The sequence below is a fragment of the Nonomuraea sp. NPDC049141 genome, assembly GCF_040648415.1.
Taxonomy (GTDB): Bacteria; Actinomycetota; Actinomycetes; order Streptosporangiales; family Streptosporangiaceae; genus Nonomuraea.
Genome location: NZ_JBEZDR010000011.1, coordinates 317489 through 340508 on the forward strand (window position 1 = coordinate 317489; position 23020 = coordinate 340508).

24 protein-coding genes are annotated in these 23020 nt (G+C 69.1%); 11 read left to right on the forward strand and 13 right to left on the reverse strand.

The window, feature by feature from the left end; all coding sequences use genetic code 11:
* Positions 1–28 precede the first annotated feature (28 nt).
* From AB0B91_RS32685 to AB0B91_RS32700, 4 genes are read right to left on the reverse strand one after another with little or no spacing between them, the layout of a single operon-like run.
* Positions 29–685, reverse strand: coding sequence for a response regulator transcription factor (locus AB0B91_RS32685; protein WP_358327656.1), 657 nt, complete (start codon positions 683–685; stop codon positions 29–31).
* A complete protein-coding gene (locus AB0B91_RS32690) occupies positions 682–1815 on the reverse strand; it encodes a histidine kinase (RefSeq protein WP_358327658.1) in 1134 nt (377 codons plus the stop codon). Before AB0B91_RS32690 ends, AB0B91_RS32685 begins: the two co-directional genes overlap by 4 nt.
* 44 nt (positions 1816–1859) lie before the next feature.
* The gene (locus AB0B91_RS32695) at positions 1860–2153 is read right to left on the reverse strand and encodes a hypothetical protein (RefSeq protein WP_358327660.1); all 294 of its coding nucleotides are present in this window, start codon (positions 2151–2153) and stop codon (positions 1860–1862) included.
* 22 nt (positions 2154–2175) lie between these two features.
* Complete coding sequence (locus AB0B91_RS32700) at positions 2176–2520, reverse strand: hypothetical protein (RefSeq protein WP_358327662.1); 345 nt, start codon at positions 2518–2520, stop codon at positions 2176–2178.
* Positions 2521–2767: 247 nt separating this feature from the next.
* Here AB0B91_RS32700 and AB0B91_RS32705 point away from each other — a divergent pair, with 247 nt between their 5' ends.
* Positions 2768–3478 carry a methyltransferase domain-containing protein gene (locus AB0B91_RS32705; RefSeq protein ID WP_358327664.1) on the forward strand — a complete coding sequence of 237 codons (711 nt, stop codon included), beginning with the start codon at positions 2768–2770 and terminating at the stop codon, positions 3476–3478.
* A 106-nt stretch (positions 3479–3584) separates the two neighbouring features.
* Here the strand turns inward: AB0B91_RS32705 and AB0B91_RS32710 are convergent, their stop codons facing one another.
* Genes AB0B91_RS32710 through AB0B91_RS32720 form a run of 3 tightly spaced genes read right to left on the reverse strand, consistent with a single transcriptional unit; the run spans position 3585 to position 7173 of the window.
* Positions 3585–5069 carry an FAD-dependent monooxygenase gene (locus AB0B91_RS32710; RefSeq protein ID WP_358327666.1) on the reverse strand — a complete coding sequence of 495 codons (1485 nt, stop codon included), beginning with the start codon at positions 5067–5069 and terminating at the stop codon, positions 3585–3587.
* A gap of 26 nt (positions 5070–5095) precedes the next feature.
* A complete protein-coding gene (sigJ, locus tag AB0B91_RS32715) occupies positions 5096–5986 on the reverse strand; it encodes an RNA polymerase sigma factor SigJ (RefSeq protein ID WP_358327668.1) in 891 nt (296 codons plus the stop codon).
* On the reverse strand, positions 5983–7173 hold the full coding sequence (locus AB0B91_RS32720; RefSeq protein ID WP_358327670.1) for an FAD-dependent oxidoreductase: 1191 nt from the start codon (positions 7171–7173) through the stop codon (positions 5983–5985). Before AB0B91_RS32720 ends, sigJ begins: the two co-directional genes overlap by 4 nt.
* A 194-nt stretch (positions 7174–7367) precedes the next feature.
* Here AB0B91_RS32720 and AB0B91_RS32725 point away from each other — a divergent pair, with 194 nt between their 5' ends.
* Entirely contained in the window at positions 7368–8126 is a 759-nt protein-coding gene (locus tag AB0B91_RS32725) for a class I SAM-dependent methyltransferase (protein WP_358327672.1), read from the forward strand.
* Between the two features lie 27 nt (positions 8127–8153).
* Here AB0B91_RS32725 and AB0B91_RS32730 read toward each other — a convergent pair whose 3' ends face one another.
* Positions 8154–9317 carry an acyl-CoA dehydrogenase family protein gene (locus AB0B91_RS32730; protein ID WP_358327674.1) on the reverse strand — a complete coding sequence of 388 codons (1164 nt, stop codon included), beginning with the start codon at positions 9315–9317 and terminating at the stop codon, positions 8154–8156.
* Positions 9318–9452: 135 nt separating this feature from the next.
* Here AB0B91_RS32730 and AB0B91_RS32735 point away from each other — a divergent pair, with 135 nt between their 5' ends.
* Together AB0B91_RS32735 and AB0B91_RS32740 are read left to right on the forward strand one after the other, a co-directional pair.
* The gene (locus AB0B91_RS32735) at positions 9453–10949 is read left to right on the forward strand and encodes an ATP-binding protein (RefSeq protein WP_358327676.1); all 1497 of its coding nucleotides are present in this window, start codon (positions 9453–9455) and stop codon (positions 10947–10949) included.
* A 96-nt stretch (positions 10950–11045) separates the two neighbouring features.
* A complete protein-coding gene (locus AB0B91_RS32740) occupies positions 11046–11543 on the forward strand; it encodes a flavin reductase (RefSeq protein ID WP_358327678.1) in 498 nt (165 codons plus the stop codon).
* A 40-nt stretch (positions 11544–11583) separates the two neighbouring features.
* Here the strand turns inward: AB0B91_RS32740 and AB0B91_RS32745 are convergent, their stop codons facing one another.
* The 3 genes from AB0B91_RS32745 to AB0B91_RS32755 are packed head-to-tail and all read right to left on the reverse strand — an operon-like array spanning position 11584 to position 14383.
* The gene (locus AB0B91_RS32745; RefSeq protein WP_358327679.1) at positions 11584–12195 is read right to left on the reverse strand and encodes a response regulator; all 612 of its coding nucleotides are present in this window, start codon (positions 12193–12195) and stop codon (positions 11584–11586) included.
* 32 nt (positions 12196–12227) lie between these two features.
* The gene (locus AB0B91_RS32750) at positions 12228–13115 is read right to left on the reverse strand and encodes a sugar phosphate isomerase/epimerase (RefSeq protein ID WP_358327681.1); all 888 of its coding nucleotides are present in this window, start codon (positions 13113–13115) and stop codon (positions 12228–12230) included.
* Positions 13112–14383, reverse strand: a complete 1272-nt coding sequence (locus AB0B91_RS32755; protein WP_358327683.1) for an amidohydrolase family protein — start codon at positions 14381–14383, stop codon at positions 13112–13114. The genes AB0B91_RS32750 and AB0B91_RS32755 overlap by 4 nt, the downstream gene beginning before the upstream one ends.
* A gap of 158 nt (positions 14384–14541) precedes the next feature.
* Here AB0B91_RS32755 and AB0B91_RS32760 point away from each other — a divergent pair, with 158 nt between their 5' ends.
* Genes AB0B91_RS32760 through AB0B91_RS32775 form a run of 4 tightly spaced genes read left to right on the forward strand, consistent with a single transcriptional unit; the run spans position 14542 to position 17925 of the window.
* Positions 14542–15558 (forward strand): Lrp/AsnC family transcriptional regulator, encoded by a 1017-nt coding sequence (locus AB0B91_RS32760; RefSeq protein WP_358327685.1) that lies wholly within the window; start codon positions 14542–14544, stop codon positions 15556–15558.
* Between the two features lie 9 nt (positions 15559–15567).
* Positions 15568–16215, forward strand: a complete 648-nt coding sequence (locus AB0B91_RS32765) for a hypothetical protein (protein WP_358327687.1) — start codon at positions 15568–15570, stop codon at positions 16213–16215.
* A 48-nt stretch (positions 16216–16263) separates the two neighbouring features.
* Positions 16264–16914 (forward strand): HEAT repeat domain-containing protein, encoded by a 651-nt coding sequence (locus AB0B91_RS32770; protein WP_358327689.1) that lies wholly within the window; start codon positions 16264–16266, stop codon positions 16912–16914.
* A gap of 6 nt (positions 16915–16920) precedes the next feature.
* On the forward strand, positions 16921–17925 hold the full coding sequence (locus tag AB0B91_RS32775) for a HEAT repeat domain-containing protein (protein ID WP_358327691.1): 1005 nt from the start codon (positions 16921–16923) through the stop codon (positions 17923–17925).
* 93 nt (positions 17926–18018) lie between these two features.
* Here AB0B91_RS32775 and AB0B91_RS32780 read toward each other — a convergent pair whose 3' ends face one another.
* The gene (locus AB0B91_RS32780; RefSeq protein WP_358327693.1) at positions 18019–19674 is read right to left on the reverse strand and encodes a serine hydrolase; all 1656 of its coding nucleotides are present in this window, start codon (positions 19672–19674) and stop codon (positions 18019–18021) included.
* A 200-nt stretch (positions 19675–19874) separates the two neighbouring features.
* Between AB0B91_RS32780 and AB0B91_RS32785 the strand changes: the two genes are divergently transcribed.
* Positions 19875–20825 (forward strand): helix-turn-helix domain-containing protein, encoded by a 951-nt coding sequence (locus AB0B91_RS32785; protein ID WP_358327695.1) that lies wholly within the window; start codon positions 19875–19877, stop codon positions 20823–20825.
* Between the two features lie 17 nt (positions 20826–20842).
* Here the strand turns inward: AB0B91_RS32785 and AB0B91_RS32790 are convergent, their stop codons facing one another.
* Positions 20843–22234 carry an MFS transporter gene (locus tag AB0B91_RS32790; RefSeq protein ID WP_358327697.1) on the reverse strand — a complete coding sequence of 464 codons (1392 nt, stop codon included), beginning with the start codon at positions 22232–22234 and terminating at the stop codon, positions 20843–20845.
* A gap of 242 nt (positions 22235–22476) precedes the next feature.
* On the opposite strand from AB0B91_RS32790, the gene AB0B91_RS32795 reads away from it, so the two are divergent.
* Both AB0B91_RS32795 and AB0B91_RS32800 read left to right on the forward strand, forming a co-directional pair.
* The gene (locus AB0B91_RS32795; protein ID WP_358327699.1) at positions 22477–22773 is read left to right on the forward strand and encodes a type II toxin-antitoxin system Phd/YefM family antitoxin; all 297 of its coding nucleotides are present in this window, start codon (positions 22477–22479) and stop codon (positions 22771–22773) included.
* Positions 22770–23009, forward strand: a complete 240-nt coding sequence (locus tag AB0B91_RS32800) for a hypothetical protein (protein ID WP_358327701.1) — start codon at positions 22770–22772, stop codon at positions 23007–23009. The genes AB0B91_RS32795 and AB0B91_RS32800 overlap by 4 nt, the downstream gene beginning before the upstream one ends.
* The last annotated feature ends 11 nt before the right edge of the window (positions 23010–23020 follow it).

Sequence of the window (23020 nt, forward strand, 5' to 3'; positions counted from 1 at the left end):
CCGTTGTAGCGCCAGGACCGCGAGGGGCTCAGGGTGGGTCGTTCCCGCCTGCGTCGCGGACGAGCAGCGCGATCTGCACCCGGTTGGCCAGGCCCAACTTGGCCAGCGTACGGCTGACGTGCGCCTTGACCGTGGTCTCGGTCATGTTCAGCTCGCGGGCGATCTCGGTGTTGGACAGCCCCCGAGCCACCACCCGCGCGACTTGGCGCTCGCGCTCGGTGAGCCTGGACAGACGCTTCCTGGCGGCGGCCGCGTCGGGGGTTTCCCACCTGGCGAAGGCATCGAGCATGCGCTTGGTCACAGTCGGTGAGAGCATGGCATTGCCTTGCGCCACCGCGCGCACGGCGGCGATCAGGTCGCGAGGCGCGGTGTCCTTCAGCAGGAAGCCCGCCGCCCTGGCCCGCAGGGCGCTGTAGACGTACTCGTCGCGGTCGAAGGTGGTGAGCATGACCACCTTGGGCGGCTGGAGGGAGCGGTTGATCTCCCTGAGAGCCGTCACGCCGTCCATGACGGGCATCCGCACATCCATGAGGACGACGTGCGGCCGGTAGCGGGCGGCCTCGGTCACCGCCTCGGCCCCGTTCGGCGCCTCGGCGATCACCTCGATGTCGTCGGCGGCCTCCAGGATCGCGCGCAGGCCCGTACGCACCAGTGCCTCGTCGTCCGCGATCAGCACTTTGATCATGTCGGTAGCCTGACGCTGACCAGGAATCCGCCGTCGGGTTCCGCCCCGGCCGTGAACTCTCCCCCCAGCAGTTCCACGCGCTCGCGCAGCCCCAGCAGCCCGGACCCGCCGCCGGGCAGGTCCAGGGCCGGGCTCGGCGGGGCGGCGTTGCGCACGTCAATGTGCAGCGCGGCGGGCAGGTGACGCAGGACGACCTGGGTCGCGGCTCGGCCCGCGTGTTTGTGGATGTTCGTGAGGGCCTCCTGGACGACGCGGTAGGCGGTGTGCTGGACCATGACGGGCAGCGCGCCAGGATCGCCCTCCTCGTGCCGTTCCACCGGTACGCCGGCCGAGCGGGACTGCTCCAGGAGCCAGTCGAGCTCGGCCAGTGTCGGCCGCGGGTGGTAATCCCCGTCCTCCTCGTCGAGGACCCCCAGCACCGCTCTGAGCTCGGTGAGCGCGTCCTTGCCCGTTGCGCGAATCAGCTCCGCCTCCGCCGCGGTCTTCTCGTCGGTGGCGTTGATTTCCAGCGCTCCCGCCCGCAGGACCATGAGCGAGACCCGGTGCGTCACCACATCGTGCATCTCGCGCGCGATCCGGGCGCGCTCCTGCGCGCGCGCCTGCTCGGTTCGCGCCGACTGCTCGCGCTCCAGCCGCCGGGCGCGCTCACGCAGCCCGTCGACCACTTGCCGGCGGGCGCCGGCCCACAGTCCGAGCGCCAGTGGGAGCCAGGCGAACAGGGGCGCGCCGCCGAGAGCGGAGACCAGTCCGACGCCGGGCTGCGGGATGACCGCGACCAGACTGGCCGGTACCGCGTACAGCGCGAGCGGCGCCGGGCGCCGCAAGGTGGTCGCGGCGACGTACGAGGCCACGGCCAGCAGCAGCCCCGGCGCGCGAAGCACCGCGTCCACCAGTGCGAGCACCGGCAACAGCCACGGCCGGCCGGGGGCGACCCTGGCCGCCGCTGCGGCCAGCAGCCCCACCACGGCGGCGGGAACGTAGGCGGTCAGCCCACCGCCGGCCGGCAGCCCGGCCAGCGTTGCCGCGTACCCGAACGCCTGCGCGCCGGGCAGTGCCGCCGGCACGAAGGCCCCGCAGAAGGCGGCCGCGGGCAGCACCCACGACAAGACCCCGGCCCGCACATCCCTCACCCACGACAGCGTAGACACCGCCAAGCGGTGCCCGGAGCGGCGTGTCACCAGCTGAGCACCCGCGATGACGCCCTGTCCCCCGCAGGCTGAGCTTGTGTGCGCAACTCCGGCATCGCATCGCGCAGCAGCTTGATCCCGAGCGGCACGAGCACCAGGCACAGGGCAGCGCCCGACAGGACCCCGTCGATCAGCTCGCTTCTCTTCAGCACACCGGTCCACATCCATCCCGAGAACAGGAACAGCACCAGCCGCCCGGTGCCGAACGTGCCCGAGCGGAAGGCGGCCAGGCCGAGGAGCAGTGTCCCGATATAGAGACCGAAGGCCGCCGAAACCGGCACCCGCCAGGGCCCGTAGGAAATGTCACAGGCGGGCCAGCCAGGGTGAGCGCGCGGCAGCCACCCGGGCCAGGACGACGATGGCCAGGCACAGCACGATGGCTCCCGCCGTGTAACAGGCGTACCCGGCTGTGGCCAGCCCCGGGTTCACGGTGTAAGCGGCCAGTTGCTCGGGCGCGGCGAACGGCTGCGTGGCGAAATGCGCCCGCTGCTCCGGCGTGAACTCCGCGGTGCTCACCGCCAGGTGGCGCAGCGTCAGCCCGGCGAACCACAGGAGCGGCCCGAGCACCAGGGCGCCGCCACCGAGGAACCGCCCGGGAAACCAGGCGTTGTGGTGAACCGACGCGGGAGCGATGTTGATCAGCGACATGCCATCACCCTGGCGTGCGGGAGAAGGCCACCACACCTGCCGTTCGGCACGTACGGATGTCTCTTTAGTTGCGTGCTGCCGCAACCCGGCCGGCTCAGCTCGTACGAGGCACGTACCTCCCCTGCCCCCAGCGGTCCACGGTGGGGTCCAGGAGCCACTGGTCCATTTCCAGGCCCGCCTTTACAATGTAGATTTCTTAGGCACGCGCCGGATCTCGAGGCGGCACCGGAGAAAGTACCCTTGACTGATGTTCTCGCCTCAAGGCCCGTCGCTGCGTGAGCTGGTGGTCCAGGCGCTGTCCTCGGTCGAGCGCGGCTACGACCTGCTCGCCCCGAAGTTCGACCACACGCCGTTTCGCACCCCCGACAGCGTTCTTGACGCGACCACCGACGCCCTGCGGCCGCTCGGGCCGTTCGAGCGGGGACTGGACGTGTGCTGCGGCACCGGAGCGGGCATGCGGACCCTCGAACCCCTGTGCCAAGGACGGATCACGGGCGTCGACTTCAGCACCGGCATGCTCGCGCAGGCGCGCCGAGCGTACCCGGACGCCGAGTGGGCACAGGCCGACGTTCTAGCCCTGCCCTTCGCCGAGGCCTTCGACCTCGCGGTCAGCTTCGGCGCGCTCGGACACTTCCTGCCCGCCGAACGGTCCTCGCTCTTCGCCGGGGTGTATCGCGCACTACGGCCGAACGGGCTCTTCGCCTTCCCCATCGGCGCGCCACCGCCCATCACGTCGGGCCAGTACTGGACGCTGCGCGGATTCGACCTGGCCATGCGGGTGCGGAATGCCGTGTGGCGTCCCCCCTTCGTCATGTACTACGGCACCTGCCCGCTGCACGCGGTCCGGGACGACCTGGCAGCAGCCGGATTCACCGTGACGACGGCCCCCTTGACCGCCCTGGGCCGACGCGAGGACGGCAGCCCGAAGTGCCGGCTCGTCCTCGCGCGCAAGACGTAAGGTACTGGCGAACTCGATACGGGCGCCGCCGCCGATCACGTCGGTCAAGCTCGGTCACGGGCGGATTCCGCTCGGGAGGACGGCGCACCGATCGCGAACACATCCATCAGCTGCGCGGGCGTACGTGCGCGCCGTGAAGACCGGCCGGGCCGAGCCACGTCGTGAGGGCGGTCCGGAGAGCGTCCAGGTCTGGCCGCTCTCCGGCGCGGGTGACCCAGGCGACATGTCCGTCGGGACGGATGAGTACCGCGTCCGCGCCGAGATCGGAGCCCTCGGCAGGACGGGCGCGGACGAGATCGACCCGGTCCGACCAGCCGGTCACGACGGCGTCGAGCGGCGGAAGACCACCAAGATCCAGCAGAACCGCAGGGGCGCGGTGCAGCAGCTCGTAGATGCGGCCGTGTCCGATGTCGAGATCCGGAATCCGCCGGCCGAGGAGGTCATCCGTCCCCTCCATCGGGTACCTGATGTCGGTCGCCGTGATCATGCCGGCCAGGCGCAGCCGTACCTCGTCGATGCCGATGAGATCGTCCAGCACCTCGCGCAGAGCGGAGGTGTGATCGTCCACCCGCCAGAGGGCGGTCTGGGCGCGGGTGTTCTGCAGGACGCGGGCGGCGACCGGGTGGCGTTCGGCCTGGTAGGTGTCGAGCAGCAGGTCCGGACTCTGGCCGCGGACGACGGCGGCGAGCTTCCAGCCGAGGTTGACCGCGTCCTGCACGCCGGTGTTCAGGCCCTGACCGCCCGCTGGGAAGTGGATGTGCGCGGCGTCGCCGGCGAGGAGAACCCGGCCCACGCGGTAACGGTCGGCCTGACGCGCCGCGTCGCCGTGCCGGGAGAGCCAGCGCGGTGAGTGCATCCCGTAATCCGTCCCGGCGATCTTGAGCAAGGACTTGCGGAGGGTCTCCAGGGTCATCGGTTCGTCCCGGTCGGCGACGTGATCGAACTCGTTGGTCAGCACCCGGTACCAGTCCGAGCCGTACGACAGCACCGAGAACCTGCCGTGCTCGCGCCGCTCCTGGAAGATGTCGGCCGCGGGCGGCTCGGCGAGCTCGACGTCGCCGAGCCTCGCGGTCATCGTGGCCGGGGTGCCGGGGAACTCGATGCCGGCGAGCCCACGCACGATGCTGCGGCCGCCGTCGCAGCCGACGAGGTAGTCCGCCCGGACGCGCGACCCGTCCGCGAGCTCCACCATGACACCCGTTTCATCCTGGGTGAACCCCCTCACCTCGGCGTCGCGGCGCAGCCGTACCCCCAACTGCGCCGCGCGCTCCTCCAGCAGCCGTTCCACCTCGGCCTGCAAGATGAGCAGAGCGTACGGATATCGCGTCGCCATATCGGATAGGTCGAGACCGAGTCCGGAGAAGTGCACCTCCTGCCTCGGGCGTCCGCGCTCGAGAAACCGGTCGAGCAAGCCCCGCTGATCGAGCGTCTCCATCGTGCGGATGTGCAGACCACCGGCCCGTGATTCCACCGTTCGAGGCTCCGGGAGACGCTCGAGCACGAGCACATCGACCCCGGCGAGCCGCAGCTCGCACGCGAGCATCAACCCCGTCGGCCCCGCACCAGCGATCACTACCTGGGTGTCGGTCATGGTCGACTCCTTGGTCATCGTTCCCCCTACCGGCTGATCTGACGCGGAACCGACACCGCGAGAAGTTTGTCCGGGTTGCGGATGGCATAGAAGTTGGTGATCTGCCCATCGGCGATCTCGATCAGGAAGACGCCTTCCAGGCGCTCGCCGCTGAGCACTATCGCGGGCGCGCTGTTGCAGTTGACCATTTCGATCCGCAGGTCATCCAGCCGCCCCAGGCGGAACAAGCTCATGAGGACCGCGGCCACCTTCTCCGCGCCCATCACCGGCCGGCGTGCCGCAGTGGCCCTGCCGCCGCTGTCGGCGGTCCAGGTGACGTCCGGCGCGAGCAGCGAGAGCAGCCCTTCCAGGTCACCGCTGGCCGCCGCGGTCATGAACTGCTCGGTGATCCGCGCGGTCGTCGGGGCGTCGACGGGCTCGAAGCGCTTGCGCCGCGCCTGTACGTGCTCGCGGGCACGGTGCGCCACCTGGCGCACCGTCGCCACGGATTTGCCCACCGCTGTGGCGATGTCGTGGTAGCCGAAGCCGAACACCTCACGCAGCACGAACACCGCACGCTCGTCGGGGGTGAGTGTTTCGAGCAGCACGAGCATCGCCATCGACACTGACTCGGCGAGCAGCACATCGGCCGAGGCATCGCTTTCGGCGAGCAGCAGCGGCTCGGGCAGCCACGAACCGACGTAGTCCTCGCGCCGCCGCGCGCCCGCCCGCAAGGCGTTGAGCGCCTGACGGGTCACCAGCTGTGCCAGATACGACTTGGTGTCCCGTACGGTCGCGAGGTCCACATCGGCCCACCGCAGGTAGCTGTCCTGCAGTACGTCGTCGGTCTCGGTTACCGAGCCGAGTATCTCGTAGACGATCGTGAACAGCAGCGGCCGCAACAGGGTGAACCGCTCGGCATGCTCGTCGGTGCTCACGGGGAGGTGACCACCCGCGCGGCGGAGGCCGACTGCTCGGGACGCGGGCCGCCCCTGGGCCAGCCCATGGAACCCGGCTTGCGGGCCTCACCGCGAATCCTCTTCGACACCACGAACTTGCAGGTCACCTCCTTGATCGCCGCGCCCATGCGGCCGCCGATGTAGACGTTCACCGTGGTGTCGTCCTTGCGGGCGAGCTGCCGGATGCCCGCGTGCCGGCCGAGGCTGACGCACGCCCCCGTGAAGGCCAGGTTGATCACCGCCGGTTCGGTTCCCGCGATGCGGCTCAGCACGGTGTCGGCGGCCTGTGCCCCGAGCGGCCCGGCGGCGTAGCCGCTCATCCGCAGCGCCTGGCCCGATGGTGCGGCGGCGTCGCCGGCCGCGACGATGCGGTCGTCGTCGACGCTGGTCAGCGTCTCGTCGGCGAGCAGCCGGCCGAGCGCGTCGGTGCGCAGCCCGCTCGCCGCCGCCAGCCCCGGCACGCCGAAACCGGCCGTCCAGATGGTCAGCGCGCTCGGACGCACCGCACCGTCGGCAAGGACGACCTCATCCTGCCGTACCTCGGTCACCACACCGGCCTCGAGTACGGCGACACCGTGCCGGTTCAGCCACTTGGCGATGTATCGGCGCCCCGACGCACTCATGTAGGGCGCCAGGGTCCGGCCGCACACCAGTGTGACCGCGCGTCCTTGTTCGGCCAGTTCGGCGGCCGTCTCGATGCCGGTCAATCCGCCGCCGACCACGGTGACCGGAGCGTCAAGGGGCAACTCCTCCAGTCTGGCGCGCAGCTGCTGCGCGGACTCGAATTCAGCGATGGGCAGAGCGAATTCGACCGCGCCGGGCACCGATGACGGTGTCGCCGCGATGCTGCCGACCGCGTAGATGACGTAGTCGTAGTCCAGGGCGCGGCCCGACGCCAACCGCACGGTGCGGGCGGCGGTGTCGATGCGTGTGACGCTGTCGACGACCAGCTGGATGCCTTGGCCGAGGAGCGTACCGTAGGCGATCGTGGCGTCGCCGGTACGGGCCACGAACTGGTGCAGCCGGATGCGTTCGACGAACTCCGGGCGCGGATTGACCAGAGTGATGTCGACGTCGTCGCGCATCCGCAGACGGTTGGCCGCGAGCGTTCCGGCGTAACCGCCGCCGATGACCACGACCTTGTGGGATGTGTTGTGTTCGGTCATGCCCTCAGGACACCGCTGATCGCTGAGACGTGACATGACGCGACGTGACGTGCGTCACTCCACTCAGGAACCCGGGGACACGTGACCGCAATGCCCGCCTTGCGGCATGACACGACGCTGCATATCGTGACGATGTATCAAGCCGATATATCGGGCCGTTAGTTTGCCCAGCCCGACTGGACGCGGGAGGTGCGATGAGGCGGATCGATTACGACACGGAGCAGTACCAGGACTACGCGCGTGGCCGTGCGCTTGCCGAGCAGCAGTTGCAGACGTGGATCAGTGCCTTCGGAGCGGTGCTGCCCGAGCGGCGTCCGCTGGCGGGGCTGGACGTCGGTTCAGGGACCGGCAGGTTCACCCCCGCGCTGGCGCGAGCGTTCGGGCCGGTCACCGGGGTCGAGCCGTCGGTCCGTATGCGTGAGACAGCTCAGGCGCAGTCCCCGCATCCCGGTGTGCGGTATCTGGCAGGCTCCGCCGAGGACATGCCGGTGCCGTCCGGCAGCGCCGACTACGCTCTCATGTTCCTGTCCTGGCACCACGTCCAGGACAAGCCGCGGGCGGTGCGGGAGCTGGCCAGGGTGCTCAGGCCCGGCGGGCGGCTGCTACTGCGCGCGAATTTCAGCGACCACCATCCCAGGCCGTGGTGGCTGGCGCACTTCCCCCACGGCTACGAGGTGGACGCCTCGCTGTTTCAGCCGCTGCACGAGGCCATCGCGATGTTCACCTCGGAAGGCTGGCGCGTTGCCGGCTTCGGCACGGTTACCGAGCCGTCCTCCGGTACTCGCGCTGACATGCTCGAACGGCTGCGCCTGCGCACCCTTTCGTTCTTCGCTCAGCTGAGTCCCGACGAACTGGAGGCCGGCTTCCGCCGCCTGGAGCAGGCTGTCGCCGCGGATCCCGGAGCGCCGGCGCCGGTGTTCTCTGAGCCGCTGCTCACGCTCGAACGACGCTAGACGCGTATTTCGATGTGTCTCCGTCGCTCAGCGGAAGGCGGGGACGGTTGGTGGCCGGCCCATGAAGACGGCGCCCGCGGCGTCGTACATCGCCGGGCTGAGGAAGGCGTGCTCCTGCGGCACCAGCGCGTCGCCGAGCAGGGCCTGCAGCGGGTGATCGCGGTAGATCGCGGCGGTGCCGGAGAGGGAGACGACCTTGTGGACCACCTCCGAGGAGGTCCGGGCGAGGTAGGCGGCGGACAGTCGCAGATGCGCGTTCTGTTCGTCGCTGACCAGGCCGCCGGCGACGAGCGTCTGCCAGGCCTCGTCGGCGGCCTCGTAGAAGTAGGCGCGCGCGGAGCGGAGCACGGCCTCGGACTCGGCGATGCCGGCGCGGTAGTAGGCGCGGTCGGCGAGTTTCGGGGCGCCGGTGATGCTGCCCCGGCCGCTGCCGACCTCCTTGGCGAAGTCGAGGGCGGCCCGGGCGACGCCGGCGGAGACGACGGAGAGCGACTGGGCGGCGTACGTGATCGCGGGGTAGCGGTAGAGCGGCTCGTCCACCACCGGCTCCCCACCGCGGATGAAGGTCCACTCGCGATCGACCTCGACATTGTCGGCGAGCAGATCGAAGGAGCCGGTGCCCCGCATGCCGACGACGTCCCAGTCCCGCACGATCTCCAGATCCGCCGGATTCACCAGAGCCCCACGGGGCTTGCCGGAGGTCGAGTCGTCGCCGGGGATGCCGACACAGATGATGTCGGCGGCCATGCAGCCGCTGGCGAACTTCCATCGGCCGTTGACCAGGAAGCCGCGTTCGGTGGGGGTGGCCTGCTGGATCGGGAACAGCGCCCCGGCGAAGACGACGTCAGGGCCGTCGGCGTACAGCTTGGCCTGGGTCTCCAGCGGCAGCGAGCCCAGATAGACCAGCTGGGAGCCGAAGCTCGCGACCCAGCCGGTGGAGCCGTCGACGGCCGAGATCCGCTCGATCTTCTTGAGGAACTCCGCGGGCGGCATCGTCTGCCCGCCGAACCGCTCCGGCGTGGCGGAACGGTACAGGCCAAGCCCCTTGAGCCGGTGGACGAAGTCCTTGGAGACGTAGCGCTGCTCGCGGAACTCCTGTCGACGCTCGGCCAGCTCGGCGAGCATCTCGTCGAACGCGGCGGCACTGTTTCGCGCCGCGCGTTCGGCCTCGGTCCCCTGACTCTGCGCCATCACAGCTCCTCATGAGGTTCGGTATGTGCTCCAGCGTAAGAAGAGCGCCACCGATCCGTCAGTCGTCATTTCCTCGGGCCGGCGTAGGGGATTTCTTTAACACCCGTTCTCCGGCCCGGGACCTACGCTGGGGTGATGCCAGTAGATCCGCGGGCTCCCGAGCTCGTCGCCGACGACTTCGTGGCGATGATGAACGCCTCCCGGATGTGCGTGCTCGTTCACGACGCGGCGACCAAGAACATCCTGTGGGCCAACCCGGCCGCCTGCGAACTGCTGGAATTCACGCTGAACGAGATCCGGCCGCTCAAGGCCAACCACATGAGCAGCTCGGCACAGCAGTACGACCGGATCATCGGCCGGGACTGGCTGCAGGACGCCGTGGACAAGGGCGCGAGCCGGATCGAATGGCACTACCGCTCCAAGTCCGGGCGGGTCATCCCGACAGACGCCCTCGCGGTGCGGGTCGAGCTCGCGCAGGGGCCGGCGGTCATGGTGCAGTTCCGCGACATCGAGCGCGAGCAGCGGGTCGAGCGCGAGCTGCGGCTCACCACGTCGTACGTCGACGCGCTGGCCCACTACACCTCCACCCTCGCGCTGATGCTGGACGCGACGGGGATGATCCGTTTCGCGACCGACACCGCGCTCAGCGCGATCGGCGCACCGGTGAACGAGCAGGCGGACGAGCCGATGCGGCCGCTGACCGCGTTCGCCCGGCCGCGGCTCGACGGCCGCGAGGCGAGCTGGCAGGACGTCCTCACTCGCGCCACCCCGGTCACGTCGGTCCAGCTGGAGGTGTGCCACCCCCATGGCGAGCGGGTGTGGCTGGAAGGGTCGCTGGAACGGCTACGTGAGGAAGACAGCGACGCCCTGCTGATGATCCTGCACGACGTCTCCGACCGGGTCCAGGATCACGTCCGCCGCACCCGCGAGCTGCACCGGGAGAACCACCTGGCCCGCTACAACGCCATGGGCGACATGGCCATGGCGATCGCCCACGAGCTCGGCCAGCCGCTGGCCGCCGCCGCCAACTTCCTGGCCGGGGTGCGCCACCGGGCCGACCGGTTGGAGCAGCGCGAGTGGCTGACCCACGGCATCACCGGTGCGGTCGACCAGATCGACCGTGCCTCCGCGATCGTGAGCTCGGTGCGTGCCTTCGTCGGCCATCTGGAGCAGGTGGAACAGGTGGCCGACCTCAACGACATCGTCGAAGAATGCCGCTATTTCGTGCGGCTGCGAGCGGCTCCGCTCGGCGTCGAGGTCCAGGTCCGGCTCTGTCCCGAGCCGGTGCTGGTGCGCTGCGAACGGGTGCTGACCGGCCAGGTGGTGCTCAACCTCGCCTTCAACGCCGTCGACGAGATGGCGCAGTCACCGTCCGCGGCGAAGTCGATCGTCATCGCCACGTCCGCTGACGGCACCTTCACCGTGGACGACCGGGGCCGGGGCCTGCCGCGCGACCCGTTCGCGGAGTCGTTCACCTCCAAGGAACACGGCAGCGGAATCGGCCTGGCGCTCAGCTACCGGATCATCACCCGTCAGCACGGCACGATCTGGGCGGCGAAACGGGACGGGGGCGGGTCGCGGTTCGGGTTCACACTGCCGCTCGCGCAACCGGAGCGACCCATCGGCGAGTAGGGGAAACCTTCAGCCGGTGCGGATGAAGTCTCACTATCGGCGCCCAAGGGCCGCGGCCTAGCTTCGGAAGCACCCGCTCACCATCAGGAGGCAGCCGTGGACGACCAGACCGAGGCCCAGCGCGGTTTCCGTACCGCGATGGCGAACCTGTCCGCCGCCGTCAACGTCGTCACCACCGACGGCCAGCACGGCCGAGCGGGCGTGACGGTGAGCGCGGCGTGCTCCGTCACCGACACCCCGCCCACCATGCTGGTCTGCGTCAACCGGTCCAGCAGCTCGCACGACATCGTCCTCGCCAACGGGCGCGTCTGCGTCAATGTCCTCGGCACCGACCAGGAAGAGCTGGCGATGCACTTCGCCGGCGCGACGAACGTGCCGACCGCCGAGCGCTTCGGCGCGGGCTCCTGGGACTTCGACACCCATGGTGTACCCGTCCTGCGCGACGCGCTCGCCTCGATCGTCGGACGCATCGTCACCAGGCGTACGCAGGGCTCGCACACGGTGGCCTTCGTCGAGATCGACGCGGTCACCGCACGTGTGGACGGCGGCGCCCTGGTCTACTTCCAGCGCCGCTTCCACGCGCTCAGCGCCTGACCGGTCGTGTCCTCGTGACAAGCGTCCGGCCACCGGGCCGTCACGGCTCGATCCGGTTCTGGAGCACATCACGCACCAGCGCCCCCAGGCTCTCGGCGCCGGTCTTGGCCTTGATCCGGGCGCGGTGCACATCGACGGTCTTCACGCTGGTGCCGAGCTGGCGGGCGATGAGCCGGCTGGGCAGGCCGTCGACGACAAGCCTGAGCACCTCGAGCTCCCGCGCGGTGAGCGACTCGACCCGTTCACGGACGGTCTGCCGGTGAGCGTGCTCGCTGAAGCGCCGCCCGGCTTCCCGCGACTGCTCCTGAACGACTTCGAGCATCTGCTGCGGCTTGTACGGCTTCTCCAGGAAGTTGACCGCCCCCCGTCTCAGCGCCCGTACCGACATCGAGATGTCACCGTGAGCGGAGCAGAAGATGATCGGGGCGGGATAGTCGAGCCCGAGCAGCCGCTCCTGCAGCTCGAACCCACTCACGCCAGGCATCCGGACGTCGACGATCAGCACGGCCGGCTCGGCCGGGTCGTACTCGGCGAGGAACGTCACGGCGTCGGGGTACGTGAGCGCTTGGATGCCGACGCTCTCAAAGAGAAAGGCCAGCGACTGTCTCAGGTCGTGGTCGTCATCGACGATGTGCACGACCGGGCCGCTCATCATTGCTCCTCGTGCTCCGGCCGCAGGAACCTTTACGTGTGCGCGGCCGCCCATGCTCCGCACAACCGGACGCTGTCCTCCGGCGTCGCCTGGGCGCCGCGGTCGACCTCGATGATCAGCCAGCCGTCGAAGTCCTCCGGCAGCGCCCGCAGGAAACCGTCGACATCCGCGTCGCCATGGCCCGGTTCGGACCACAGGCCGGCCAGGACGGTCCGGCGGTAGTCCCAGCCCTCGCTCCTGGCCCGTTCGGCGAGCGTCAGCCGGAGGTCCTTGATGTGGACGCTCGCCACCCGGTCGGCGTAGTCGCGGACGAGCTGTGCGGCATCCGCGCCGGCCCAGGCCAGGTGGCCCATGTCCGGGCCGAAGGCGAGCACCGACGCGTCCACGGTGTCCAAGACGAACCGGGTCTCCTCCTCCGTCTCGGCCCAGGTGCCCACGTGCGGGTGAAAGGCCGGAGTGATCCCGCCGGCCCCGATGACGCCGGCCACCTCGGCCAGCAGGTCCCGCACCCGTTCCAGACGGTCTTGGTCGGCCAGGTGACCGACCGCCGGCCGGGCCACGCGTGGCGCGTCCTTGGCCATGCCCATGGCCAGGAACATCGTCGGCACGCCCAGCACCGCGTGTTGCTCGGCTGCGCGGGCGGCGCTCTCCAGTGCCTGCGCCTTCTCGGTCGCGTCGTCGCTGAGCCGAACCGGGAGGTACCCCGGCGCGGCACTCAGCCCGTGATCGGCGAGCGACTTCGCGTAGTCCTCTACCGTCACACCGGCGGGTACGGAGCTGTGCACGGCCATGAGTCCGGCCTCACGGATCGTCCTGAGCTGCGCGTCCAACGACGGCGCGAGCGAAGGGTCGATCCAGCCATCAGGACTGGCCACCCACTGCAGGGGGTTGATGGCGATGCGAGTTCGGCTGATCTTCATAGCTGTTCCTTTCCGGTAGTCAGCGGGTGTAGCAGCAGGTTCTTACGGATGACTCCGGCCTGAGCGACCAGGACGACGCTCCGCGGACTGCCGAGGAGGGAGATGTCGGCGAGTGGGTCGCCGGCCACGACGACGAGATCGGCGATCTTGCCTGCCTCGACGGTGCCGAGGGTGTCGGCGAGGCCGAGCAACTCCGCCGAGGTGCGGGTGCCGGCGACGATGGCCGCCATCGGCTCCATGCCGAGTTCGACGAGGTAGGACAGTTCCCGCAGGTTGAACCCATGGGGTGTCACTCCCGCGTCGGTGCCTACGGCGATCTTGACGCCATGGGAGATGGCGCGGGCGATGTTCTCCTTGGTCACGCCCGCCCAGCGGGACTTCTTGCGAAAGTGGTATTCGGGCATGCCGACCGGATCGAGCGGCCGGAACGCGGTCGCCAGGGTCGGCACCAGGAACGCGTCCTGCTGACGAGCGAGGTCGCACAGCTCATCGGTGATGCCGTAGGCGTGCTCGACGCTGGCGACTCCGCTGAGCAGAGCGTTGCGGATTCCGGCGGCTCCCTGCGCGTGGGCGGCGACCTTGCGGCCACGGTGGCGGCGTCCCTCGGTGACCGCCGCCCGCATCTCCTCTATGGTCAGCCCCTCGTCATCGGGATCGTCGTGTGGGCTGCCCATGCCCCCGGTGGCGCACACCTTGATCACATCGGCACCGTCCCGGAACATCCGGCGAGCGGCCACGCGTACTTCATCAGGGGTGTCGGCGAGCTCGGTGAGCCAGGGAGCGGCGTTGATCCCGCTGGACAGCGAGCAGTCCGCGTGGCCGCCGGTATGCCCGATGACCTTGACGGCGACCTGCAGGCGAGGTCCTTCGATGAGGCCTTGCTCGATGGCCGTACGGAATCCGGCGGGGGTGCCGCCCAGATCGCGGACCGTGGTGACCCCCGCGTGCAGGGTCTCGCGCAGCCGACCGGCGGTGGCGATGACGTCCACCACCGGGTCGGCGCCGAGCCCCTCGGCCGGCCGACGGCCGGGAGTCATGGCCATGTGGACATGACAGTCGAAGAACCCTGGCAGCAGGGTATGCCCGGTCACGTCGATCACGACCGCCTCGGAGGTGGCCGGCGCCTCGGCGGCCGAGCCGGCGTAGCGGATCCGGCCGCCCTCATCGGCGATGACCGTGGCGTTCGGAACGGGCGGGGCGCCGGAGCCGTCGATCAGCACGGCGCCTTCGAACCGCAGGGAGGTGTCGCAGGCCGGAGCCCAGGTCATTGGCTGTCTCCAGGGAGTGAGTTCGCGCCGGTGGCGTGGAGCCCTTAGGCCGGTAGTCTCGGTACGGCATTCACCGCACTCAGCGAAATCGCCGGATTTTTTCACCACGGTCGGCTGAATGCCGGATTCCGTGCAACATAGACATGCAGGGATGTGACATGGCCGAGCTGCCCGACGAACTCGACCTGGCGATCGTCAACGCCCTGCAGATCCACCCCCGAGCCCCGTGGTCACTCGTCGGCGAGGTCCTGCAGGTCGACCCGGCCACGGCGTCACGGCGCTGGCGCCGGATGCGGTCCGCCAACCATGCCTGGGTGACCGGCTTCCTCACGAACGGGTTCACGCAGGAGTGCGGGGCGATCCTGGAGATCAACTGCCATCCGGGACGCGTCGTCGAGGTCGCCGAGACCCTGTCGGCGGATCCACAGGCCTACGGCATCAAGCTGATGAGTGGTCGCCGGGACCTGGTCGCGTTGGTCGTGGCGCGGAACCTGGAGGAACTCTCGCACTACCTGCTGGAACGACCCGGTCGGCTACCTGGCGTGGCGCGCATGGGCAGCTACCTGATGGTCGGTGACGCACGGGCCAGCAGCCGCTGGCGGCTGCGCAACCTGGAGCCCGCCGCGGTGACTCGCCTCAGCGAGGCGGCGCGCCCGCGACCGGCGCCGCCCCTCGTGCTGCGAGAAGTGGACCATGCCCTGGCCGGCGCGCTGGCCAGGGACGGCAGGTTGGGCCTGGCCGAACTCGCCGCGGAGATCGGCACCAGCCTCGCCACCGCCCGCCGGCGGATGAACGCGCTGCTGGGCAGCGGTCAGTTGACACTGCGCTGCGACATGGCGCGGACGCTGTCGGGCTGGCCGGTCACCGCTTGCTTCTGGGCGCGGGTGCCGATGGACTCACTGGCCGAGACGAACAAGGAACTGGCCGCCATCCCCGAGGTCCGGGTCGCCTTTCTCACCGCCGGGCCGCAGAACCTGTATCTGGAGGCATGGTTGCGTACGACGTCGGACGTGGTGCGCTTCGAGGAGCGGCTCACCGCCCGCCTGCCCCGCATGACAGTCGACGACCGCGCCATCACCCTGCGCGTCATCAAGCACAGCGGACGGATCCTCGACGCGGCGGGCCGATGCGTGAACACCGTTCCCCCGTTCTCGGCGATGCCCCAGCACCGCTGATGGTGTTACATGAATCAGATGATCGACGAACCGCTGGACCGACTCCGCGCCGCCGCCCGACGCACCCGCGAACTGGCCCTGAACCGGGCGAGCACCAGCCTGAGCCACCAGGACGCCGACGTCGTCGGCACGATCGGCACGGACGATGCCATCGGGTTCGACCCGTTCCCGCTGCTCGAAGCCCTCCATCACAGCGGTGTCCGAGCCGTGGTGATCGGGCAGGTCGCCGGCATCATGCATGGATCCACCGAACTGACCGGTGATCTGGACCTGCTCTGGGATGGCGCCCCGGCGCACGCCCCAGCCCTGGCGGCCGCCTTCACCTCCGTCAATGCCCAACTGATCGACGAAAAGGGCATCCCCGTAGCACCTCACCCGGAGTCCTTTCTCCGCCCCAAAGCGCTGTTCACCTCACCCGGAGCCAGCGGCGACTGCTGCACCCCGGCGCTCCCCTGGGGCGACCTTCGAGTCCAAGACTTCCTCGACCACGCGATCACCGCGGTCGACCCGGGCGGCCTGGAAGTTCACTACGCCTCCCGAAGAGACCTCATCCGGATGCGTCGCGCCATAGGCCGCCCCAAGGACCTCCGGCGAGCAGACGAACTGGACTCCTTCACCTCGGTCCACTCGGGCAGGGTGCCTGGTGATCCCGCTTGACCTTGACACAGTGACAAGGCCTTCACTGTTGCCAAGGAGGTGGTCCCGATGACCATGCAGAAACCAGCTTTCGAGGGGCTGGAGGACAGCGACTCGTCAGTGCGGCTGCGGGCTGCGATGGCGGTCGGTACGGCCCCTGACCCGCGGTTCATCGACAAGCTCATCGAACGATGCGCGATCGAACCCGAATTCCATGTGCGCGATATGCTGACCTGGGCACTCACCCGCCACTCAGCATCCATGACGGTTCCAGAGGTCCTCAAGGAACTCCGCTCGGAGCGCGGGCAGGCACGAAGCCAGGCACTGCATACGCTGTCCAAGATCGGGGATCGGCAAGCCTGGCCGGCGATCACCCGGGCGCTTCTGTCCGACGCCGACGACGAGGTGGCGCGGAGCGCTTGGCGGGCGGCGGTCGTGCTCGTGCCCGAAGGTGAGGAGCCCGAGTTGGCCGCGGTGCTGTCGACACAACTCGGGCGCGGCGAACGTGAGATGCAGCTGAGCCTCAGCCGAGCGCTGGTCGCGCTCGGTGAGGTGATCGTGCCCACGCTGCACGCTGCGATGACGGATCTCGACCCACGCGTACGCGCCCACGCGATCGCCACGGAACGGCTGTTGAACGACCCGGATGCCGGATTCGAGTTCGCGATCGAGGAGGCGAAGCGCGTGGTGGCTCTCGGCACTACCAGCAAGGAGGAGTGATGGGCCGTGTTGATCGGTGATGTGGCCCGGCGGTCCGGGGTCAGCGCCCGCATGCTCAGGCATTACGACTCGCTCGGCCTGGTGCGGCCAACGGGCCGTACCGAGGCGGGCTATCGCGAGTACTCCAGCGAGGACATCCGGCGGATCTTCCAGATCGAGAGCCTGCGGTCATTGGGGCTGTCGCTGCGTGAAGTCAGGCGCGCACTCGATGATCCCGACTTCACGCCCTCAGAGCTCGTCGACGACCTCATCCGCCAGACACGAGAACGCATCGCGGCGGAGACGGAGCTGCTCACGCGACTGCGCCGGATCGACGCCGTAGAACCCACCGGCTGGGAGGACGTCCTCCAGATCGTCGCACTCCTGCAGGCGTTGGGGTCGAACAGCGCCGACAAGCGCCAGCGCGCGGCCTTGTCCTCAGTCGGAGAGGCGCCGATGCCGGTGGAAGCACTGGTCGAGGCAGTGCTGAGCGAGACGAACCCGAACGTCGCCGGAGCCCTTCGATGGGCTTTGGCGCAATCAGGCGATGACGGATTCGCGCTGCTGGCGGAGGGCCTCGGCTCACCAGTGGCCGAGGTGCGCAAACGTGCCGTCCAGGCCATCGCCGAGATTCCGAACGGTGCGGCGACCACACTGCTGCAGGACGCCCTCACGAGCCCCGACATCGTGGTCCGCAGATATGCGGCTCTGACGCTCGGGGCACGTGGAGTGGTCGACGCGATCCCGACGCTGATCGACATCGTCGTCGAGGGGACGAATGACGTCGACGCAGCCGACGCCCTGAGCGCGCTGGCTAGTCGTCCCGCGTTGGCGGATCAGATCGCTACCAGGCTCGTTGATCGCCTCGCCCACGCCACCGTTGAACCGTCCGCACGTCTACGGCTGACACAGGCGCTCGCGGACATCCCGGGAACCACGGCGTCACGAGCCCTCGCAGAGCTGTCCCATGACGAAGACCGTGCCGTCGCGCTCACCGCGACCTACATTCTCGGGATACGCGACGCACGATGACGGATCTTTCCTGGCCGGCAAAGTTGTCCCGTAAGCAGATGGGGTCTTGGCGGTGTCGAATGCTGCTCGGGCGGACGGCAGTGCGAGGAGCGGTTACGTCGTCGGGAGGCCGACCGCGTTTGACGCGTCGGCCTCGAAGTAATCCGTCGTGGCGAAGGCGCCGGCGTGATCCTCGAAGAAGGTCCTGACGCCGTCGATCGAGTCATGGACGATGACGTTCACCGCCTTGGTCCCGTCGGTGCTCGCCACCGCCAGCGTCCACTTGGCACCCTTGGGAAGCCGGCCGTACGCCGTCTTCAGGCAATCCCAGAAACCGTCGGTGTCGGAAATCGTGGAAACAGCCATGACGTGCATCGTGGCACCCTCCTCATTAACTCTCGGATTTACTCGGCAATTGAGGTGAAGATACTGTGCGGCACCATTCTTGAAGTCGTAGATCGCGACGGTCTGCGGGTCTTCGAGCGGATCGTTCGAAGGCATCAAGAAGTGGGTCTCGCTGATCGGGAGAAGTTCGTAGTCGAGCTGTTCTGGTTTATCGAGGAGTTGCGCCTCCATGGGGTTCAGGGTGAACCTGAGGTGGAGTTTTCCGTGTTCGGCCGCCACTTCGTAGCGGGTGCCGGGACGCTCGTAGGAGCCTTCGTACCTGGACAGATCGAGGGCCAGGGTCGAATCGGGCTCCGGCAGGTCGGGGATCGTGACCGCGCCGAGGTCGGCCAGGATTTCGTTGAACACCTTCCGGTAGAAGCTGTCGCGCGGCCCGGCGTTCGCCAGCATCGAGATGGCGATGTTCGATTCCGGCAGGATCCGCAGGCGGGCGCACTGGCTGACCGCGCTGCCGTCGTGGGCGTAGACGGTTTGGCCGTGCCAGTCGCACACGATGAGGCCGAGTGCCCATTCCGGCCCGAACATGTACGGGTCAGGTATGGGGACCCGCGATTCCGTCATCTCGCGGATGATGCCGGGTGAGACGATTCTGGTCCCGTTCGGCGCCTTTCCTTCGTTGAGGAAGACGTACGCCATTGTGAGCAGTTCGCGGGCTGTCGTGTTGACGTTGCCTCCGGGGCCGAAGGAGCGCGGCAGGTGATCCAGCGGCGAGAGGATGGGGCCCTCTTCGAGGGATCGGATCAGGTATCCGGTCGCGGCCCGGTTCTGGTCCGCGTGCTCATGCCGGCTGCTCGTCGAGGTCAGTCCCAAGGGGTCGAACAGGCGGTCCTTCATGATGTCGTCCCACCGCTTGCCGTCGATCACCTCCATGATGCGGGCGAGGATCGCGTAGCCCAGGGCCGCGCTGTAGCCGTGCGTGTGGCCCAAGGGGTGGACCTGGCTTGCGCCGGCGATGTTCGCCACCATGCGCTCGTACACGTCGTCGTCCTCCCCCGGATCTCCGTAGCTCTCCTCGATGCCGTTGGTGTGGTTGAGGAGATGGCGGGGTGTGACCTTGGCGCTGACATCGGGGTCGGCGACCCGGAAATCAGGGAGATAGGTCCGCACCGGCTCGTCCAGGGCGACTTTCCCCTCGTCGACGAGCTGCATGAAGGCGAGGGCGGTCCACGTCTTGGATACGGAGCCGCACTGGTAGATGGTGTCGGTCGTCGCGGGCTCCCGCGTGGAGATGTTCTTGACGCCGACGGCGAAGTCGGTGATCTCTCCGTCGCGGAGGACGCCGATCACGGCGCTCGGGATCCGGTATTCCGCGAGCAGCTCGGACACGCGAGCTCGCATCCGGGGCACATCCAACGCTCTTGTCATAGGTGCTCCTCGTTTCTTTCCAAGCGAGAAAAGGCTACGTTGCATTTCAAATGCAGTCAACGAGAAATTCCCCATGATGCGCCTTCATACTGGTCATTCGCGCAGATCGTTGCAACAGCATTGTCGATAAATGCAACCCACGCCGACCAGCCGTTGCAATGTACTGTTGGTGAACGCACAACTGACAGGAGGGCGGGCCCATGCCCGGAGGCAGGCTGACCCACGAGAATCGCCGGCAGATCGCGATCTGGCTGGCCGACGGGCTGGGATATGCCGAGATCGCCCGGCGGCTGGGCAGGCCTACGTCCACGATCAGCCGCGAAGTGGCACGCAACAGCGCGCGCGACGGATATCTGGCCGACCGCGCCCAGCAGGCCGCCGGGCAGCGCGCCCGCCGCCGCAGACCGGTTCAGGTCCCGGAGCCACCGGCCGACGGGCGGCCGGACGCGTCCGTACGCGGTTTCGTGGAGCGGTTCGCGACGCTGCTGGTCGAGACCGGCCTTCCCCGGATGCCCGCTCGCGTGTTCGTCTGCCTGCTCACCTCCGACTCCGGGGGCCTGACGTCCGCCGAGCTCGTACGCCGGCTGCAGGTCAGCCCGGCGTCGGTGTCCAAGGCCATCGGCTACCTCGAGGCGATCGAGCTGGTCAGGCGCATGCAGGAGGCCGGCCGCCGCGAGCGGTACGTCATCGACGACGACGTCTGGCTCCGCGCGTTCAAAGCCGACACCGGGGCACACGCCGAGGTCGCGGCGGCCGCGCGGCACGGGATCGAGATCTTCGGCGCCGGCACGCCCGCCGGCACCCGGCTGGGCCAGATGGCTCAGTTCTTCACCTGGATCAGCGAGCAGATGAACGGCAGCGGCCTCACCGACGCCGTCGTGCGCGACGCGCTGACGGTGCTGGCCGCGCTGGTGTACGCCGCTCGGCCACTCACCGTGGACGAACTCGCCACGGCACTGAACTGGCCCATCCAGCGGGCGGCCGGCGCCCTGGACACGATCAGCCGTCGTCCGATCCTCTCCGACCCGCTCACCGTGGAGCAGGTCGGGCGCGGCGCGTACGGCATCACCCCGAGGCCTGACCGCCTGAGCTCCGCACAACGCGACGCCCTGATCGTCAGTCCGCGCTCGACCCGAGGGACTCGACAATGACGAAGCCGGTCACAGCATCAGCATGTCCCGCCATCCTGCTGCACACATGCTCTCGCCGCCACCGGGGTACGTGCGGGCGGACGCATCATGGCATGGGCCAGCACGCCCAACGCGCCCGCGACCAGCACGGACAGCCCGGCCAGCATCGCGGCCCGCCAGTCGCCGCCGTCCAGCGTGCCGAAGAAGACGGTGCCGGTGATCGTTGCGCCGAGCACTCCCCCGGTCTCCTGAACGGTCCCGAGCACCCCGGCCGCGGCTCCCGCCCGCTCGGGGCGTACGGCTGACAGCACCGAGGAGAGCAGCGGCGACATGAGCAGCCCCATCCCGGCGCCGACCACGACAAGGGCCATGGCCACCTGGTACGGCTGCGCCGCACGCGCCACGACCTCGTACAGGAGGCACAGCCCGAGCAGCAGCACGGGTGCGCCGAAGCGTCCCGGGCGGAGCGAGGCGGCGAAGAAGCCCGCGTTGAGCGCGGTGCACACGGCTCCGGCAGCGAGCGGGCCGAGGCCGAGGCCGTCCTGCAAGTAGAGGGCGAGCACGAACGACAACCCGGCCGAGGTGCCGAAGAGCAGCGCCACGGCGACCAGGCCCCAGGCGAACGTCCTGTCGGTGAACACGTCGAGGTCGAGCAGCGGGGTCCGCCTCGCGTGCACCAGCCGCCGCTGCCGGCGGACGAACGTGACCAGGATCGGACCAGAGGCGGCCAGGCACCACCAGGCCCACGGCGGCCAGCCCTGTTCACGGCCCTCGACCAGCGGCAGCACCACCGCCACCAGCCCGGCGGCCACGAGCCCGGCTCCGCCCACGTCGAGCCCGGCCCGCCGTAACGGTGACGGCACGGGCGCAGGGAGCACGCGTCCGGTCATGGCCAGCGCCGCGACGCCGATGGGCACGTTCACCAGGAAGCAGGCCCGCCAGCCCAGCCCCAGGTGCTCGGCGGCCACCAGCGCACCGCCGATCACCTGACCGCTCACCCCGGCCAGGCCGACGACCGTGCCGTACCAGCGGAAGGCCGTGGCCCGGTCGGTGCCCCGGTAGAGCTCCCCGAGCAGCGTGAGGACCTGCGGTGCGAGCAGCGCCGCCGCGACGCCCTGCGCGATCCTGCCGGCCACCAGCCAAGCCGCCCCGCCCGCGAGCCCGCACTCCGCCGACGCCAGTGTGAACAGCGCCAGCCCGGTACGGAACACCCGTCGATGCCCGTACAGGTCGCCGAGCCGCCCGGAGGCGATCAGCCCGGCCGCGTACGCCAGCCCGTACCCGGCGATCACGAACTGCACCGAGGCGTCGCCCGCCCGCAGGTCGGCGCGGATGGACGGGAGGGCCAGGTTCGCGACGAAGAAGTCCAGTGTGGTCACGAACACCGCGACCAGCAACACGGGTAGAGCCGTCCAGCGGCGGGTGGTCATGAGGGCTCCGAAGACCGAGGAAGGTGGGGGCAAGAACGTCGGCAAGAACACCGCGGCGCGGTGAACGGTTGCCCCTCACACTCGTGCGACGGACTTATGGATTCCTTCGGATCGGCTACGGCTCAAAAGCAGTCAGCTGCGAATCGGGTAAAGTTGTACAAGTTGCTCAGGTTGTACAACTTTTCAGTGCCAGCCGCGTATCGTAGAACCGTTCGGGCAGAGCGAAGCGGGAGAGGATCCACATGACCATCGAGGCGCTGGGCATCGCCGAAGCCCGCTCCCAACTCGGCACCCTGGTATCACGCGCCGTACACGGCCACCAGCCCACCACCATCCGCCGTTCCAGCAGCGAGCGCGCCGTCCTCGTCTCCGAGCAGGATTACCAGGAACTACTACGCGCCCACCGCGAACTGGAGGCCGGGCGCGTGGCGGAGGCGATCGCCGCCAATGAGCGAGGCGAGCGCGAGATGATCACGTACGACAGCAAGGCCGCCCTGTACGCCGACCTTGACCTACCAGCCCCCGGCGAGCGGTCTTGAAACGACTCCTCCACGTTGATGTCCCGGTCCGCGAGATCCTGAGCCGTGCCGCGCCCGGCCTGCGTTCCATCATCGCGGACACCTTGTTCGACCTCGCCGAGGATCCTGAGCCGCTCGCGGCCGTACCGTATGGCGGCATTCCCAGCGCGTTGGAGTTACGTACCGACACTTTCCGCGTGATCTACACCCACAACGCGGATCACGTCTCCATCTGGGTCCTCCAGATCAACACCTGAGCCCGGACGCG

Coding starts and splice junctions, on each gene's coding strand:
- AB0B91_RS32765 (WP_358327687.1), top strand. CDS start 15,568: ATGAATCAGATGATCGACGAACCGCTGGACCGACTCCGCGCCGCCGCC.
- AB0B91_RS32710 (WP_358327666.1), bottom strand. CDS start 5,069: ATGACCGACACCCAGGTAGTGATCGCTGGTGCGGGGCCGACGGGGTTG.
- AB0B91_RS32770 (WP_358327689.1), top strand. CDS start 16,264: ATGACCATGCAGAAACCAGCTTTCGAGGGGCTGGAGGACAGCGACTCG.
- AB0B91_RS32725 (WP_358327672.1), top strand. CDS start 7,368: ATGAGGCGGATCGATTACGACACGGAGCAGTACCAGGACTACGCGCGT.
- AB0B91_RS32700 (WP_358327662.1), bottom strand. CDS start 2,520: ATGTCGCTGATCAACATCGCTCCCGCGTCGGTTCACCACAACGCCTGG.
- AB0B91_RS32750 (WP_358327681.1), bottom strand. CDS start 13,115: ATGAAGATCAGCCGAACTCGCATCGCCATCAACCCCCTGCAGTGGGTG.
- AB0B91_RS32735 (WP_358327676.1), top strand. CDS start 9,453: ATGCCAGTAGATCCGCGGGCTCCCGAGCTCGTCGCCGACGACTTCGTG.
- AB0B91_RS32730 (WP_358327674.1), bottom strand. CDS start 9,317: ATGGCGCAGAGTCAGGGGACCGAGGCCGAACGCGCGGCGCGAAACAGT.
- AB0B91_RS32685 (WP_358327656.1), bottom strand. CDS start 685: ATGATCAAAGTGCTGATCGCGGACGACGAGGCACTGGTGCGTACGGGC.
- AB0B91_RS32780 (WP_358327693.1), bottom strand. CDS start 19,674: ATGACAAGAGCGTTGGATGTGCCCCGGATGCGAGCTCGCGTGTCCGAG.
- AB0B91_RS32760 (WP_358327685.1), top strand. CDS start 14,542: ATGGCCGAGCTGCCCGACGAACTCGACCTGGCGATCGTCAACGCCCTG.
- AB0B91_RS32745 (WP_358327679.1), bottom strand. CDS start 12,195: ATGAGCGGCCCGGTCGTGCACATCGTCGATGACGACCACGACCTGAGA.
- AB0B91_RS32785 (WP_358327695.1), top strand. CDS start 19,875: ATGCCCGGAGGCAGGCTGACCCACGAGAATCGCCGGCAGATCGCGATC.
- AB0B91_RS32790 (WP_358327697.1), bottom strand. CDS start 22,234: ATGACCACCCGCCGCTGGACGGCTCTACCCGTGTTGCTGGTCGCGGTG.
- AB0B91_RS32720 (WP_358327670.1), bottom strand. CDS start 7,173: ATGACCGAACACAACACATCCCACAAGGTCGTGGTCATCGGCGGCGGT.
- AB0B91_RS32795 (WP_358327699.1), top strand. CDS start 22,477: ATGACCATCGAGGCGCTGGGCATCGCCGAAGCCCGCTCCCAACTCGGC.
- AB0B91_RS32705 (WP_358327664.1), top strand. CDS start 2,768: ATGTTCTCGCCTCAAGGCCCGTCGCTGCGTGAGCTGGTGGTCCAGGCG.
- AB0B91_RS32755 (WP_358327683.1), bottom strand. CDS start 14,383: ATGACCTGGGCTCCGGCCTGCGACACCTCCCTGCGGTTCGAAGGCGCC.